This window comes from Tepidibacter thalassicus DSM 15285, assembly GCF_900129915.1.
Classification (GTDB): domain Bacteria; phylum Bacillota; class Clostridia; order Peptostreptococcales; family Peptostreptococcaceae; genus Tepidibacter; species Tepidibacter thalassicus.
Genome location: NZ_FQXH01000006.1, coordinates 65,119 through 80,287, shown reverse-complemented (window position 1 = coordinate 80,287; position 15,169 = coordinate 65,119). Strand labels below are relative to the sequence as shown.

The following is a 15,169-nucleotide window of genomic DNA, read 5'->3' as shown; positions in this document are numbered from 1 at the left end:
AAATTAGGAGAGGTGTGTTGTGTATGGAAAATGTTATTCAAATATTTAGTAAGATTGATTCTTTTATATGGGGACCACCATTACTTGTTTTACTAGTTGGTACAGGGATTTATTTAACATTAAAGCTTGGAATTTTACAGATATTTAAATTGCCTTTAGCTTTAAAATATTTATTTAAAAAAGATGAAGATAATAATGGTGATGGAGATGTATCAAGTTTTGCAGCTCTTTGTACAGCACTTGCTGCGACAATTGGTACGGGTAATATTGTTGGGGTTGCGACAGCTATAAAAGCAGGAGGTCCGGGAGCGCTTTTTTGGATGTGGATAGCAGCATTTTTTGGAATGGCTACAAAATATGCAGAAGGGTTGCTTGCAGTAAAGTATAGAGAAGTAGATGAAAATGGTCAAATGTCAGGAGGACCAATGTATTATATTGAAAAAGGACTTGGAAATAAATTTTTAGCAAAATTATTTGCGGTGTTTGGCATAGGAGTAGCTTTCTTTGGTATAGGGACATTTCCACAAGTTAATGCTATTACAAGTGCATTAAATGCTACATTTAATATTCCAATAGTAGTAAGTGCCATGGCTATAACTTTACTTGTAGCATTAGTAACTTTAAAAGGTATAAAGAGTATTTCGAGGGTATGTGAATTTATAGTACCATTTATGGCTGTATTGTATATATTAGGCTCGATAATGATTATTGTGTATAACATAAAAGTTATTCCTCAGACTATTTATTTAATTATAAAATCTGCATTTACTCCTGTAGCTGCAGCAGGTGGTTTTCTTGGTGCGACAGTTATGAAGTCAATTCAAAGTGGAATAGCAAGAGGTGTGTTTTCAAATGAATCAGGTTTAGGATCTGCTCCTATAGCAGCAGCTGCTGCTAGAACTAAATCGTGTGTAAGACAAGGTTTAGTATCGATGACAGGAACTTTTTTTGATACAATTATAATATGTAGTATGACAGGTGTAACATTAGTTTTAACAGAAGCATATAAATCTGAATATGTTGGAGCTCAAATGACTGCATTTGCATTCCAAAAAGGATTTCCAATACCTAAAGTAGGAGAATTTATAATTACTATAGGACTTATATTTTTTGCATTTACAACTATTTTAGGTTGGAATTATTATGGGGAAAGATGTAGTGAATATTTATTTGGGATAAAAGGAATAAAACCTTATAGATATATTTATATATTTTTAGTTTTGGTAGGAGTGTTTTTAAAATTAGACTTAATATGGATAATTGCTGATATTGTAAATGGATTAATGGCAATTCCTAATCTAATTGCTATTATAGGATTGAGTAATGTGATAATACTTGAAACAAAAAAATATTTTGGAGTTAAATTTTAAAAATTCAAATTTGATAATATTTTTAGAATATTGACAAAATTGCTTGAGTGTAGTAAAATATAATTGTGTAACTTTAAGTAATTTTAAAGGGGGGGTTGTATGGGGCATTTAGTGGAGACTTTAAATGGATTAATATGGAGTAAAGAACTTGTTTATTTATGTTTAGGAGCAGGGATTTATTTTTCATTATCAACTCGTTTTTTACAAGTTCGTCATATTAAAGATATGGTAAAGTTATTATTTGGAGGTTCTAGTTCTGAACAAGGAGTATCTTCATTTCAAGCATTTGCTCTGTCCGTTTCTGGTCGTGTTGGTACAGGTAATATTGCTGGTGTTGCCACTGCAATTGCCATGGGAGGACCAGGTGCTCTGTTTTGGATGTGGGCTATTGCATTTTTAGGTGCAGGTTCTGCTTATGTTGAATCAGTTTTGGCACAAATTTATAAAGTTGAGAAAGATGGAGAATATCGTGGAGGACCTGCGTACTATATTGAAAAAGGTTTAGGTATTAAATGGTATGCTTATACATTTGCTATTGCGACTATAATTGCAATGGGATTTTTATTACCAGGTATTCAATCAAATAGTATTGCTTTATCATTAGATAATGCATTTGGAATTAGACCATATATTAGTGGTGGTATAATAGTTGTGTTATTAGGACTTATAATATTTGGTGGTGTTAAACGTATTAGTAGAGCAGCAGAGATAATAGTGCCATTTATGGCTACTGGATATATATTTGTCGCTTTGATAATAATTGCATTAAATATTACTAAATTACCTGCTGTTATTGCATTAGTTTTTAAAAGTGCATTTGCTGTTGAGCCAGCTTTTGCTGGAATAATAGGTATGGCTATTTCTTGGGGAGTAAAACGTGGAATCTATTCAAATGAAGCAGGTCAAGGTACAGGTCCACAAGCAGCAGCTGCTGCTGAAGTTTCTCATCCGGTTAAACAAGGTTTGGTTCAAGCATTTTCAGTATATATAGATACATTATTTGTATGTTCTGCAACAGGTTTTATGATTTTAATTACGGGAATGTACAATGTTTACGGTAAAGATGGTGGATTTATAGTAAATAATTTAGGGAATGTTGAGATAGGTCCTGCTTATACTCAAAAAGCAGTTGAAACAGTTTTTCCTGCATTTGGTTCTGGGTTTGTAGCAATAGCTTTACTTTTCTTTGCATTTTCTACATTAATGGCTTATTACTATATTGCTGAAACGAATGTTACTTATTTAATTAGAAAAGGTAAAAGTAAAATTTTAATCAATTTATTAAGAATTGTATTGTTGGGCTCTACTTTTTATGGCTCAATTAAAACAGCAAAATTAGCGTGGGGATTAGGTGATATAGGTGTTGGTTTAATGGCATGGTTAAATGTTATTGCTATATTACTTTTAAGAAAACCTGCATTTAAGGCTCTTAAAGATTATGAAGAACAAAAAGCAGCAGGTAAAGATCCAAAATTTGATCCTGTGAAATTAGGAATAAAAAATGCTGATTTTTGGATAGAGAAGTAAAAAGGACTGAACTTCAGTCCTTTTTACTTTTCTACTTGTTTTTTAAATTCTTCAATACCAATTCTATCTATGTAAGCGCCTAATCTTTCGTGTTTTTTTGCGTTTTCAGCATATACTTTAACTATTTTATCTATTATTGTAAATAAATCTTTTTCATCAACATTTTTGTACAGCGTATCTCCTATTCTAGGCTTTACACCGCCTTTACCACCTACTTGTATATTAAAGCCTTTTGCAGTTCCCATGATTCCTATATCTCTGAAGTGATTGTCTGCACAAGAATTTGGACATCCACTAACACCTATTTTTAATTTATTTGGAAGGTTCATTCCGTGGTATAAATTATCTAATTTCATTCCAATACCAACTGAGTCTTGTAGTCCTCTTTTACAGAATGTAGTTCCAGGACAGATTTTTACGCTTCTTACGCATAATCCAATTGCAGCACCTGGTTTCATATCTAAGTCTTTCCAAACATTGTCTAGATCTTCTTCTTTTAAACCTACTATTGCAATTCTTTGAGAAGATGTTAATTTTAAAGCTTGTGCTTTGTATTTTTCTGCAACATCTGCAATTTTTCTTAGAGTATCTGGAGTTATAATACCACCTGGAATATGAGGTGCTATTGCAAAAGTTTCTTTATCTCTTTGAAGAACAGCTCCTTTTTCTAATAAATCTTTTGTGTTCATAAAAAAAACTCCTTTCATATTATATTTATAACCACAACATATATTATTCCCATTTAATGTCTGTTAAAACAAAAATATTATATAGAAAAATTTAAGACTGTGATATAATTATATCTAGATATATTTTTTTAGGAGTGTGATATATTTTGGATCTGAGTAGTTTGGGACAATTTTTATTATTGTTTTTATTGTTAGGAATATCTTCTTTCTTTTCGGCGTCGGAAACTGCGCTGATGTCTTTGAGTAAGATAAAAATAAGACATATGACAGAAGAAAATATTAAGGGAGCAGATTTAGTAAATAAATTAATTGAAAATCCAAATAGATTATTGGGAGCTATACTTGTAGGTAATAATGTTGTGAATATAGGTGCATCAGCACTTGCTACATCTTTATTTATAAAGCTTTTCAAAGAAAATGGAGCTGTGATTGCAACTGTTTTTATGACGACACTTGTATTAATATTTGGAGAAATAACTCCCAAATCATTAGCAGCTCAAAAATCAGAGGAAGTTTCTTTGAAGGTTTCAAAAATTATATCTTTTGTAGTTATTATTCTTAATCCTATTGTAGTTGTATTTAATCATTTGTCTAAATTTATGATAAAGTTATTTGGTGGAAATCCTGATGTTCATCAACCATTTATAACAGAAGAAGAATTGAGAACAATGATAGATGTAAGTCATGAAGAAGGAGTACTTGAAGTTGAAGAAAAGGAAATGATACAAAATGTGTTTGAATTTGGAGACTTACAGGTAAAAGATGCTATGGTTCAAAGAACTGATGTAGTAGCTATTGATATAGAATCAACATATGATGAAATAGTTGAAATATTTAAAGAAGACCATTTTTCCAGAATGCCAGTATATGAGGAAAATATAGATAATATAGTAGGAATACTAAATGTAAAAGATTTGGTATTTGTTGAAAAAGATAAACAAAATTTTGATATAAAGACTTACATGAGAGAACCTTTTTTTACATTTGAATTTAAGAAAATTACAGAGTTATTTCAAGAAATGAGACAGGAAAAAGTTCATATGGCAATAGTACTTGATGAGTATGGTGGAACAGCAGGAATTGTTACAATGGAGGATTTACTAGAAGAAATAGTAGGAGATATTGAAGATGAGTTTGATGAAGAAGATGATGAAATTAAAATTATAAATGAGAATGAGTATATAGTAGATGGAAGTACTAGAATAACTTTAGTAAATGAAATTGTAGGAACAAATATAGAGTCAGAAGAATTTGATTCTATTGGAGGAGTTTTAATAGGACAGCTTGGAAGACTTCCGGAGCAAGGAGAAGTAGTTGAATATAATAATATTAGATTTATAGTTGAAAGTATCGATAAAAATAGAATAAAGACAATAAGAATGTTTGTTTAAATTAAAAAAAATAGAATCCAAAATGATGAGGATTCTATTTTTTTTGAATATATAAAAGTTAAAAAGTAGATAATATGTGCAAAAAGATTAATTAAGGTGATTATTATGTTCAATGAAGATTTTATAAATAATATGAAAAAATTATTGATTTTTGTATTAATATACACAATAGTATTTGTGGTATTTTCAGTTACTATATCGTATATATTTCCTTTTTTATTAGCTTTTATAATTGTAATATTTATAAAACCATGTACTGATTTTTTGGAAAAAAAATTAAAAATAAAAAAAGGAATATCAGCACTTATATGTACTATATCGGTGATTATTATATTAATTGGTATTTTAACTTTAATGTTATTTAACATAAATATAGAGTCAAAGGATATTTTAAATTCAATTAATGATGTAAATAGACTGTATAATCATGTTGATGGTCATTTTGATAAGTTAAATAATTTTTACTGTAAAATTGATTCAAGATTAGTAGATAAAATACATAAACAAATATATTCTAATGTTTCCAGCTTATTTGATTTTGTTTTAAAAATATTGAGTAAATCTATTCATTTAATTATAACAGTTCCATTTATGATAGTAGTTTTATTTGTAGTATTGTTCACTACGTATTTTTTTTCAAAGGATATCGAAAGTATAGAGAATAAATTTTTTGGAATTTTTTCTTGTGAGGGAAAGAAAAAGGTTAAAGAGATGCTAAATGAAGCTAACAAAATAATGTTTGGATATTTAAAAGCTTATTTTATTTTGGTAGGTATAACATTTATAGTTACATTAATTGGATTTTTGATTTTAAGGGTAAAATATGCATTGATTATGAGTATTTTAGTTGTTATATTGGATATAATTCCGGTATTGGGAATAGGTATAATTTATATTCCGATAGCTATGTTTTATTTATTTACTAAAAAATATGTGATAGGTATAGGTATATTAGTTCTTTTTATTATAATAACTGTTTTAATAGAATTATTAGAGCCGAAAGTAATTTCTGAATCAGTAGGAATACATCCTGTAACAGCTCTTGCTATAATATTTATAGGACTTAAAGCTTATGGTGTTTTGGGAATGATTTATTTAACGTTTTTAGTTGTTTTTTATAAGATTTTTAAAAAAGTAAATATATTGTAAAAAAATATTTTTATGGATTCAAAAAAATGGTAGAATATAATTGAAAAGGTTTTAGGGGAGGGATACATTATGAAAAATGTTGTGGAAAGATTTTTAGAATATGTAAAATACGATACAAAATCTGATCCAAAATCTGATACTTGTCCTAGTACTAGTAATCAAATTAAGTTTGCAAACTTTTTGGTAGAGGAGTTAAAATCAATAGGAATGAGTGATGTGGAACTTGATGAAAATGGATACATAATGGCAACTCTTGAAGCGAATACTGATAAAGAGATAGATACTATTGGATTTATAGCTCATATGGATACATCTCCTGATATGAGTGGTGCTAATGTAAATCCTAAAGTAATTGAAAATTATGATGGTAAAGATATAGTATTAAATGAAGAAAAAAATATTGTATTATCTCCAAAGGATTCTCCAGAGCTTTTAAATTATATAGGGAAAAAATTGATAACTACGGATGGGACGACTCTTTTAGGAGCAGATGATAAAGCTGGTATTGCAGAAATTATAACAGCTATGGAGTATTTAATAACTCATCCTGAAATAAAGCATGGAAAAATAAGAGTAGGATTTACTCCAGACGAAGAAATTGGGAGAGGTGCTGATAAATTTGATGTAGAAAAATTTGGTGCAAAATACGCTTATACTTTAGATGGAGGAGAAATTGGAGAGCTTGAATATGAAAATTTTAATGCAGCAGGAGCAACTATTACAGTAAAAGGAAAAAATGTTCATCCAGGGTATGCAAAAGATAAAATGAAAAATGCAATTTTAATAGCTATGGAACTTAATTCAATGCTTCCAAAAGATGAAATACCATCAAAAACATGTGGATATGAAGGTTTTTATCATTTAAATGATTTAAATGGTAATGTTGAAGAATGTAAAATGATTTATATAATAAGAGAATTTGATAAAAATAAATTTGAAGAAAGAAAAGAGTTAATGGAGAGTATAGTTAAAAAATTAAATGATAAATACGGAGATAAAACTGTAATACTTGAAATGAAAGATCAATATTACAATATGAAGGAAAAAGTAGAGCCTGTTAAATACATAGTTGATATTGTAGAAGAAGCTATGAAAGAAGTGGGAATAAATCCTAAGGTAAAACCTATAAGAGGAGGTACTGATGGAGCTAGACTTTCATTTGAGGGACTTCCAACGCCTAATATATTTACTGGTGGACTTAATTTCCATGGCAGATATGAGTATATACCAACTTTTGCTATGGAAAAAGCAGTTGAGCTTATAATTAAAATAGTACAAAAATATGAACAACAATAATATAAAAAATCAAATCTCATATTGTTTGTGAGATTTGATTTTTTTGTATGAATTAGAAAATTATAAAATTTCACAAAAAAATGATATAATAATATGTACATACTAAAGAAAGGGGCATATTAGGATGGGTTTTTTTAAAAATACTTTAGGTCTTTTTACTAACTTAGATGGTTTTATGAAAAATTTACATATGTATTTATTGTATTATTATGTTGTCATAAATTTTTATGGATTTATACTAATATGGCTTGATAAAAGGAAGGCGATTAGGAGAAGGTTTAGGACTAGAGAAGCTAAATTTTTTGTAATTTCATTTATAGGAGGAGCTTTAGGTACAGTTATGGGGATGACAGTATTTAGACATAAAACACAAAAGAGTAGTTTTTATATAGGTATTCCTGTAATATTTTTATTAAATGTTATTATATTATTTTTGGTATATAAATATATTATTTTTAAGTAAATTTTTAAACGAAAGGGTGGTAATTTATGAATGCTTTGTTTTTAGTCTTAAATAAAGTAGATAAATTGGATGATATATTAGATATATTTTTTCATTTAGGATTAGGGGCTACTGTTATAGATAGTGAAGGAATGGGTAAGGTATTACTTGAACATGACGTTGATGTACCTATATTTTCGGGAATAAAAAAACTTATAGAAGGTCATAAGCCTTATAATAAAACTATAGTAAGTGTTATAAGAGATGAATTTGTACTTAGAAAAGCAGTAAATAAAATTAAAGAGGAGCTTAATTATATAGAAAAGCCGGGAGTTGGTTTTTTGTTTGTAGTTCCTGTGACAGAATGCCATGGCTTTGGAGTTGATGAGATGAAATAAAGTCCTGTATAGTTGCAGGACTTTATTTAATAGACAATTCTTTTATTATAGATTTATTGTTTATGTTAATAAGTTTAATAGTATCATTTTCTATTAAAGCTACAGAATGAACTTCGTCTTTAGGAAGAGATGTACTTCCTGGATTTAAAATTATTAAATTTTCATCTTTATATAATTCTTTAATGTGAGTATGTCCGTATATTAGTATATCAGATTTATAATCTTTTGCCATTTTGATAATTTCTTCTTTAGATTTTCTATAGCCATGGCATAAAAGAATTTTAAGCTTACCTAATTGAGTGAAAACATATGGAGCTTGTATTGGATGATTTATAACCATTTGGTCTACATCGCAATCACAGTTTCCTCTTGTGAATATTAAATTACTTAATGAATTGATTTTTATAGCTAGGTCTTTTGGATTATATCCTTCTGGAAGAGGATTTCTCGGGCCATGGTATAATATATCACCACCATGAAGAATATAATCGCAATTTCCTAAAGCATTTAAAGCTTTTTCAAAGTAAGTTAAACTCCCATGTGTATCACTTATAATACCTATTCTCATTTTAAATACCTCCTATAAAAATTTTTCTGATACTTTGCTCCAAAATTCATAGTTTTTAAGTCTTAAAAGTTTTAATTTAAGTTCTGAAGATTTAACAATAATTTTAACTATTTCATTGTATTTATGTTCAACTCCATCATTTACTATTAAAATAGAGTTTTCAAATCTATATTCTGGACTTACATTTACTATAGAGTCATGTGATAAAATTATACTAGAAGTAAATGATCTATAGGCATTGGTATTTATAGGAGCAAGTGGAGTTATTTGAAGTAGTTTTAAATTTGGGTCAACTATACTTCCACCGGCAGAATAATTATATGCTGTAGAGCCGGTAGGAGTTGAAACTATAATTCCATCTCCACTAAATTTTTCGATAAAATTGTTATTTACACTTATATTGAGGTGGATAGTCCTAGAAACATCTCCTTTAATTACAACTTCATTTATAGCTAAAGATTCTATACAGTTACTTCTTGTACATATAGAAGTTTCTATAGGGTTTATTTCTTGTATATAGTAATTGTTATTTATATATGAATTTATAAAATTATCTATTTCATAAGGGTGTATTTCTTGAAAAAAACCTAAGTGTCCAGTGTTTATTCCTATTATAGGGATTTCGGGAAAATCGTATTCGTGAATTGTTCTTAAAAAAGAACCATCTCCACCTATGCAAATTATAAGTTCTGCATTGAAGTCAAATTTATCTGGGATTTTAAATCCTAGAGATTCTAATTTTGATTTTAAAAGTTCAGCTGTTTTTTGAGATTTTTTGTATTCATTACAGGTTATATTGATTATTCGCTTCATAGAAATCTCTCTCCTTTATTGTATACCATAAATATATTATATCATAAATATAAAAATCTAATTAGCTTGCTTACTTAAAATATAAATAATATAATACTTTTGTTGGATTATCAAAAAAAGGAGGATTTAATTTGTTAGAGAAAGAAAATCAAAAGTATAATTTAATTTCATATAAATCTTGTGAAAATGGAATAACTTTAAAAGAGTTACTATTAGATAAATTAAATATGTCATTAAGATTTATATCTAAGGTGAAAAAAGATAAGAGTATATTTGTAAATGGAGAATTTAAAAGGTTAAGCTATGAAGTTAAAAAGGGAGATTTAATAGAGATAAAAATAAATGAAGATCCCAATAATTTTGAATGTGAAGATTTAAATATTGATATTTTATATGATGATTTTGATATTATATTGGTAAATAAACCTCCATTTATGGTGGTGCATCCTACAAAAAGTCATCCAAAAGGAACACTTGCTAATGGACTTATGTTTTATTTGAAAGACGAAAATGAAAAATCTAGAATAAGATTTGTAAATAGACTTGATATGAATACATCGGGATTATTAGTGGTAGCTAAAAATGCTTATGCACATCATATATTGTCGGAAGATATGAATAAAAATTTAGTTACAAAGAAATATTTAACTGTGGTAAAAGGAGTAGTTCAAGAGGATTTTGGCACTATAAATGCACCTATATATAGACCAAGTGATGATAGTGTAAAAAGGATTGTTCATGAAAATGGTCAAAAATCTATAACTCATTTTAAGGTAATAGAGAGATTAAAAGATGCAACGGTATTAGAAATACTTCTTGAAACGGGAAGAACACATCAAATAAGGGTTCATTTAAGTTATATGGGTTATCCAATAATAGGAGATGAACTTTATGGATACGTAGATGAAAATTTAATAAAAAGACAAGCGCTTCATGCGTTATCTCTTGACTTTAAACAGCCTAGAACAAGGGAAAATCTACATTTTAAAGCAGATGTGCCAAATGATATAAAAGAATTAATAGATAAGTTAAGGGAGGATTAATTATGGTGATACATAAGTTTATAATTCATGTTTTAGATAAAAATAGTGATGTTCCTATACTTAATGATTTTGAAGGGGTTATAAATAAAGAAATAGAAGAATTATTTCAAAAACACATCAAAAAAGTATTAAGAGATGATGATATAAAAAAAGCTTTATTTAATGATGAAAATATTATAAAAAAATTGTGTGAAGAAATAATTTACGATAATTCTACTTTTGTAGATAATTCTAAAGAAATTGCTATTAATATGTTTGATAAAATGAAGGGAAATTCTAATATAGATTCATGCGATTTAGCTATATGTTTATATTCTATAAAAGATGATGTGTATGTAGCTATTATTCCACTTGAATATAAAAAGTTGTATACTCACTCTATAGAAGTTGTAGATGAAAAATTTAAGATAAATATAGTTCCCCATGAAGTAGGACTTCCAAGTTCATCTCAAAAACTTAAAAGATGTGCATTAATAGGATTAAGTGGAGTAAATGATGAATATCATTTAAAGGTTTTGGATAAAGATGCAGCTAAAAATTTTTATAGAGAGGAAAGTCTATTTATAAATGAATTTTTAAATTGCAGTTTGATACTGGACGATAAAGATAAAACCAAAATATTTAAAAATTCAATAGAAAAGTGGATAGCGAATAGTTTTTATGATGATATAGAAACGGCTACTGTAATTAGAGAAAATTTAATATATACTTTAAAAGAAAAAGATGAAGTAAATATAGATGAATTTTTAGATAAAACAATAGACGAGGAAGATTTAAAGTATAGTTTTAAAGAGGATCTTTTTGAGCAAGGAATTGAAGAAAAGAGTTTTAATATAGATAAGAAATGGGTTGAAAAAAAACTTAAAAAGAAAGTTATAAAAACCGATACTGGATTTGAAATAAAAGCAAATTTAGATGAATTTGAAGATTATCTTAAATATCAAATAAAGAAAAATACTGATGGAAGTGTAGATATAATAATTAAAAATGTTAAGTTTTATGAAGAAAAATAAAGAGGGAAAAAATTCCCTCTTTTTTATTTGTTGTTTTCTATATAATCACAAATATCTCCTATGTTTTTGAAATTTTCAGCTTCTTCATCTGGGATTTCAATATCAAATTCATCTTCAAGAGCCATCATTATTTCAACAGCATCAAGAGAGTCTGCTTCTAAATCATTAATTAAAGAAGTTTCTTTTGTTATAGTTTCTACATTGTCAATGCCTAGTTGATCAGCTATTATTTCTCTTACTTTTTCAAACATGTATTTACCTCCTAATATACTTTTTCGATTTCGATATTTTCAATAGTAGTTTAATATATGTTGAGTTATTTTTCAATATTTTTTTGAAATATAAAAATTATTTTTAGAAAATTATACATTAATATTACTGGAATAACAAGTCTAAAATTGAATATATATATTAAAGAAAATACTACAAAGGAGGAAAGTTATGAAAAAAAATATGATTATTTTTATGTTGAATGTATTAATTTTTTTTATGTTTTTAAGTTTTTGTCAAAATTCAGTATTATTAACTATTAAAGATATAAAGCCATATGTTAGAGAAATAAATTTTATAGTAGACGATTATAATAATAATTTAAAATATATTAAATTAAATACAGATATTTATTTAAATAGGATAGAAAATATAAAAAGAGGTTTATCTAGTATAAAAAGACCTTATATTTTTGATGAGTACTTTAAATATAAAATAATGTCATTAGAAAAAATTAAATTAATTTTAAAAAATATAAACAATGATCAAGAAAATATTAATAAATATGTTTGTGATTATAATAAATACAATAATTTAGCGCAAAATGAAATGGAGAAAATTTTAAAAAGTACTTTTATAAGAGTAACATATTTTAATGAACCCTCATAACATAAAAGAGAAGGAATTAACCTTCAATATATTAATGGGGGGTATAATAGATGGCTACTAATTTAGGTGAATTGTTCCGTCACGGGTGCGGAGGATTATTTGGAGGAGATGATTCTTGTTTTATATTTATATTGATAATATTAGTGTTATTATGTTGTTGTGATTTTGATTTTGACTTTGGTTGTGGTTGCGGAGATAATAATAACTTCTTATTTATAATTTTATTAATAATATTAGTGTGTTTCTGTTTTGATGATGGTTGTGGTTGTTAAAGAAGGGCTAGGAAAGTCTAGCTCTTTTTTTGTGTTAACAAATATAATAAAAAATTCATATTATAAATCAGAAGGTATAACCTTCAAAAATAAATAAGGAGGTTAGATTATGGGCTGTTTCAGAGATTTTGATGGATGGTGGATAATAGCGTTATTCTTCTTATTTATAATATTCCAAGATTGTTTAGATGATATAGATATATGCGATTGGATTCCATTCTTTATATTGATATTAATACTTTGTTCTTGTAATGAATTTGATTGTTAATAACATTAACACATTTAATTGAATCGTCATAGTATAAAGAAGAAGGTATCCCCTTCAAATAAATAAAACAGGAGGTTAGGTCATGGGTTGCTTTAAAGACTTTGATGGATGGTGGATAATAGCATTATTTTTCTTATTCGTATTATTTACAGATACTATAGAGGACATAGAAATATGCGATTGGATTCCATTCTTGATATTAGTATTAATACTTTGTTCTTGTAATGAATTTGATTGTTAATTAAAAAAAGAGCTAGAAAAATCTAGCTCTTTTTTTAATTAACACATTTTAAAGTAACAGCATAGTATATATGAGAAGGTTTAACCTTTAATAAATAAAAAATAGGAGGTTAGATTATGGGATTTCTTAAAAATTGTGATAGTTGGTGGATAATAGCATTATTCTTTTTATTTTTAGTATTTCAAGATTGTTTAGAAGATGTAGATATATGTAGTTGGATTCCATTTTTAGTATTAATATTAGTACTTTGTTCTTGTAATGAATTTGATTGTCATAACAAATGTTAAAAACTTTGGATTTTTATAACATATTTGATGGTAAATTCATAGTATAAAAAAGAAGATTTAATCTTCAAAAATAAAATAGGAGGTTAGATTATGGGATTTTTTAAGGATTTTGATGGATGGTGGATAATAGCATTATTCTTCTTATTTATAATATTCCAAGATTGTTTAGATGATATAGATATATGCGATTGGATTCCATTTTTAGTATTAATATTAATACTTTGTGCATGTAATGAATTTGATTGTTAAAAATAAAGAGCTAGATTTAATCTAGCTCTTTATTTTTTTAGTATTTTAATGATATAATAAATATTTGACAATAATGAAGAATATTAAGTTAGAATAAGGGTAAAATTCAAATATAAGGAAGGAGTGATATTATGGTTACGATAAAAGATGTAGCTAAAAAAGCTGGAGTTTCTATATCTACAGTTTCGAGAGTTATAAATAATTCAAAACCAGTTAGTAATGAAATAAGACAAAGGGTATTAAAAATAATTAAGGAAACGGGATATGTTCCAAATCCTTTAGCTAGAAGTCTTGTAACTAAAAAAAGTCAACTAATAGGAGTTATAGTTCCGGATATATCAGATTTTTTTATGGGAGAACTTTTAAATGGAATAGAAGAAGTAGGGAAAATATATGATTACGATATACTTTTATGTAATAGTTATGGAGAGCCGGATGAAGAGTTAAAATACATAAATCTTTTGAGGTCAAAGCAAGTTGCGGGAATTATATTTGTATCATGGAAAATTGAAGAGAAGCATGTACAAGCTATAAAAAATGGAAATATACCAGCTGTGTATATAAGTAAAAATGCTAGAGAATTTGATGTTTATTCTGTAAGTATTGATAATTTTGAAGCTGCTTATGAGATGACGAAATATTTGATAGAAAATGGACATAAAAAAATAGCTTTTATAAAGTCTTCGGTGCAAGATAGCATTATGGATTCAGATAGATTTAAAGGATATAAAAAAGCTTTGGAAGAAAGCAATATGCAATTAGATGAGAGTTTGATTAAAGAAGGAGATGCTACTAGTGAGTCTGGGTATTATCTTATGAATGAAATATTTGAAATTAAAAATATTCCAGATGCAGTATTTGCTACAAATGATGAGGTTGCAGTAGGTGTAATTAATTGTATATTGGATAATGGGTATAAAGTTCCAGAAGATATATCTGTAGCAGGATTTAATGATATAAAATTAGCATCTATATACAGACCAAGTATTACTACTATAAAACAACCTATATATGATATGGGAGCAGTTTCTATAAGAATGATAGTAAAAATGATAAATGAAGAAGAAATAGTAGATAAAAATATTTATCTACCTTATAAATTAATAGAAAGACAAAGTGTATCTAAGAAGTAGGTTTTAACCTACTTCTTTTTTTGACATAAACATTTAATTATATAACAAATTAACACTTTAGTGTATTAAAAAATAAATTAAACATGCAAGTTTTTTTAAAAAAATAAAGGGAAAATTATAATAATATAGAATATTTTTAAA

Annotated in this window: 20 protein-coding genes; 16 read left to right on the top strand and 4 right to left on the bottom strand. The window is 27.0% G+C overall.

The window, feature by feature from the left end; all coding sequences use genetic code 11:
- Positions 1–23 precede the first annotated feature (23 nt).
- Together BUA19_RS02320 and BUA19_RS02315 are read left to right on the top strand one after the other, a co-directional pair.
- Complete coding sequence (locus tag BUA19_RS02320; protein WP_072723276.1) at positions 24–1,370, top strand: alanine/glycine:cation symporter family protein; 1,347 nt, start codon at positions 24–26, stop codon at positions 1,368–1,370.
- Positions 1,371–1,469: 99 nt separating this feature from the next.
- The gene (locus tag BUA19_RS02315) at positions 1,470–2,897 is read left to right on the top strand and encodes an alanine/glycine:cation symporter family protein (protein ID WP_072723275.1); all 1,428 of its coding nucleotides are present in this window, start codon (positions 1,470–1,472) and stop codon (positions 2,895–2,897) included.
- A gap of 23 nt (positions 2,898–2,920) precedes the next feature.
- Here the strand turns inward: BUA19_RS02315 and BUA19_RS02310 are convergent, their stop codons facing one another.
- Positions 2,921–3,586, bottom strand: coding sequence for a nitrite/sulfite reductase domain-containing protein (locus BUA19_RS02310; RefSeq protein ID WP_072723274.1), 666 nt, complete (start codon positions 3,584–3,586; stop codon positions 2,921–2,923).
- A gap of 146 nt (positions 3,587–3,732) precedes the next feature.
- On the opposite strand from BUA19_RS02310, the gene BUA19_RS02305 reads away from it, so the two are divergent.
- The 5 genes from BUA19_RS02305 (at position 3,733) to BUA19_RS02285 (ending at position 8,262) form a co-directional block, all read left to right on the top strand.
- Positions 3,733–4,977 carry an HlyC/CorC family transporter gene (locus BUA19_RS02305; protein WP_072723273.1) on the top strand — a complete coding sequence of 415 codons (1,245 nt, stop codon included), beginning with the start codon at positions 3,733–3,735 and terminating at the stop codon, positions 4,975–4,977.
- A gap of 105 nt (positions 4,978–5,082) precedes the next feature.
- Entirely contained in the window at positions 5,083–6,126 is a 1,044-nt protein-coding gene (gene ytvI, locus BUA19_RS02300) for a sporulation integral membrane protein YtvI (protein WP_072723272.1), read from the top strand.
- 69 nt (positions 6,127–6,195) lie between these two features.
- Complete coding sequence (gene pepT / locus BUA19_RS02295) at positions 6,196–7,422, top strand: peptidase T (protein WP_072723271.1); 1,227 nt, start codon at positions 6,196–6,198, stop codon at positions 7,420–7,422.
- A 124-nt stretch (positions 7,423–7,546) separates the two neighbouring features.
- The gene (locus BUA19_RS02290; RefSeq protein ID WP_084601900.1) at positions 7,547–7,885 is read left to right on the top strand and encodes a DUF1294 domain-containing protein; all 339 of its coding nucleotides are present in this window, start codon (positions 7,547–7,549) and stop codon (positions 7,883–7,885) included.
- A gap of 26 nt (positions 7,886–7,911) precedes the next feature.
- Positions 7,912–8,262 (top strand): hypothetical protein, encoded by a 351-nt coding sequence (locus BUA19_RS02285; RefSeq protein ID WP_072723270.1) that lies wholly within the window; start codon positions 7,912–7,914, stop codon positions 8,260–8,262.
- 22 nt (positions 8,263–8,284) lie between these two features.
- On the opposite strand, the gene yfcE is transcribed toward BUA19_RS02285, so the two are convergent.
- Both yfcE and BUA19_RS02275 read right to left on the bottom strand, forming a co-directional pair.
- The gene (gene yfcE, locus BUA19_RS02280) at positions 8,285–8,830 is read right to left on the bottom strand and encodes a phosphodiesterase (protein ID WP_072723269.1); all 546 of its coding nucleotides are present in this window, start codon (positions 8,828–8,830) and stop codon (positions 8,285–8,287) included.
- Positions 8,831–8,842: 12 nt separating this feature from the next.
- The gene (locus tag BUA19_RS02275) at positions 8,843–9,643 is read right to left on the bottom strand and encodes an NAD(+)/NADH kinase (RefSeq protein ID WP_072723268.1); all 801 of its coding nucleotides are present in this window, start codon (positions 9,641–9,643) and stop codon (positions 8,843–8,845) included.
- A gap of 131 nt (positions 9,644–9,774) precedes the next feature.
- Here BUA19_RS02275 and BUA19_RS02270 point away from each other — a divergent pair, with 131 nt between their 5' ends.
- Positions 9,775–10,686, top strand: a complete 912-nt coding sequence (locus BUA19_RS02270) for an RluA family pseudouridine synthase (RefSeq protein ID WP_084601899.1) — start codon at positions 9,775–9,777, stop codon at positions 10,684–10,686.
- A 2-nt stretch (positions 10,687–10,688) separates the two neighbouring features.
- Complete coding sequence (locus BUA19_RS02265) at positions 10,689–11,699, top strand: nucleoid-associated protein (RefSeq protein WP_072723267.1); 1,011 nt, start codon at positions 10,689–10,691, stop codon at positions 11,697–11,699.
- 23 nt (positions 11,700–11,722) lie between these two features.
- On the opposite strand, the gene acpP is transcribed toward BUA19_RS02265, so the two are convergent.
- Positions 11,723–11,950, bottom strand: a complete 228-nt coding sequence (acpP, locus tag BUA19_RS02260) for an acyl carrier protein (RefSeq protein WP_072723266.1) — start codon at positions 11,948–11,950, stop codon at positions 11,723–11,725.
- A gap of 190 nt (positions 11,951–12,140) precedes the next feature.
- Here acpP and BUA19_RS02255 point away from each other — a divergent pair, with 190 nt between their 5' ends.
- The 7 genes from BUA19_RS02255 (at position 12,141) to BUA19_RS02245 (ending at position 15,028) form a co-directional block, all read left to right on the top strand.
- Positions 12,141–12,578 (top strand): hypothetical protein, encoded by a 438-nt coding sequence (locus BUA19_RS02255; protein ID WP_072723265.1) that lies wholly within the window; start codon positions 12,141–12,143, stop codon positions 12,576–12,578.
- A gap of 50 nt (positions 12,579–12,628) precedes the next feature.
- Positions 12,629–12,850 (top strand): hypothetical protein, encoded by a 222-nt coding sequence (locus BUA19_RS02250; protein ID WP_072723264.1) that lies wholly within the window; start codon positions 12,629–12,631, stop codon positions 12,848–12,850.
- 109 nt (positions 12,851–12,959) lie between these two features.
- Positions 12,960–13,118 carry a hypothetical protein gene (locus BUA19_RS11645; protein WP_178137427.1) on the top strand — a complete coding sequence of 53 codons (159 nt, stop codon included), beginning with the start codon at positions 12,960–12,962 and terminating at the stop codon, positions 13,116–13,118.
- Between the two features lie 82 nt (positions 13,119–13,200).
- Positions 13,201–13,359 carry a hypothetical protein gene (locus BUA19_RS11640; protein ID WP_178137426.1) on the top strand — a complete coding sequence of 53 codons (159 nt, stop codon included), beginning with the start codon at positions 13,201–13,203 and terminating at the stop codon, positions 13,357–13,359.
- Between the two features lie 116 nt (positions 13,360–13,475).
- On the top strand, positions 13,476–13,646 hold the full coding sequence (locus tag BUA19_RS11635) for a hypothetical protein (protein ID WP_178137425.1): 171 nt from the start codon (positions 13,476–13,478) through the stop codon (positions 13,644–13,646).
- A gap of 90 nt (positions 13,647–13,736) precedes the next feature.
- Entirely contained in the window at positions 13,737–13,895 is a 159-nt protein-coding gene (locus tag BUA19_RS11630) for a hypothetical protein (RefSeq protein ID WP_178137424.1), read from the top strand.
- Positions 13,896–14,026: 131 nt separating this feature from the next.
- On the top strand, positions 14,027–15,028 hold the full coding sequence (locus BUA19_RS02245) for a LacI family DNA-binding transcriptional regulator (protein WP_072723263.1): 1,002 nt from the start codon (positions 14,027–14,029) through the stop codon (positions 15,026–15,028).
- Positions 15,029–15,169 lie beyond the last annotated feature (141 nt).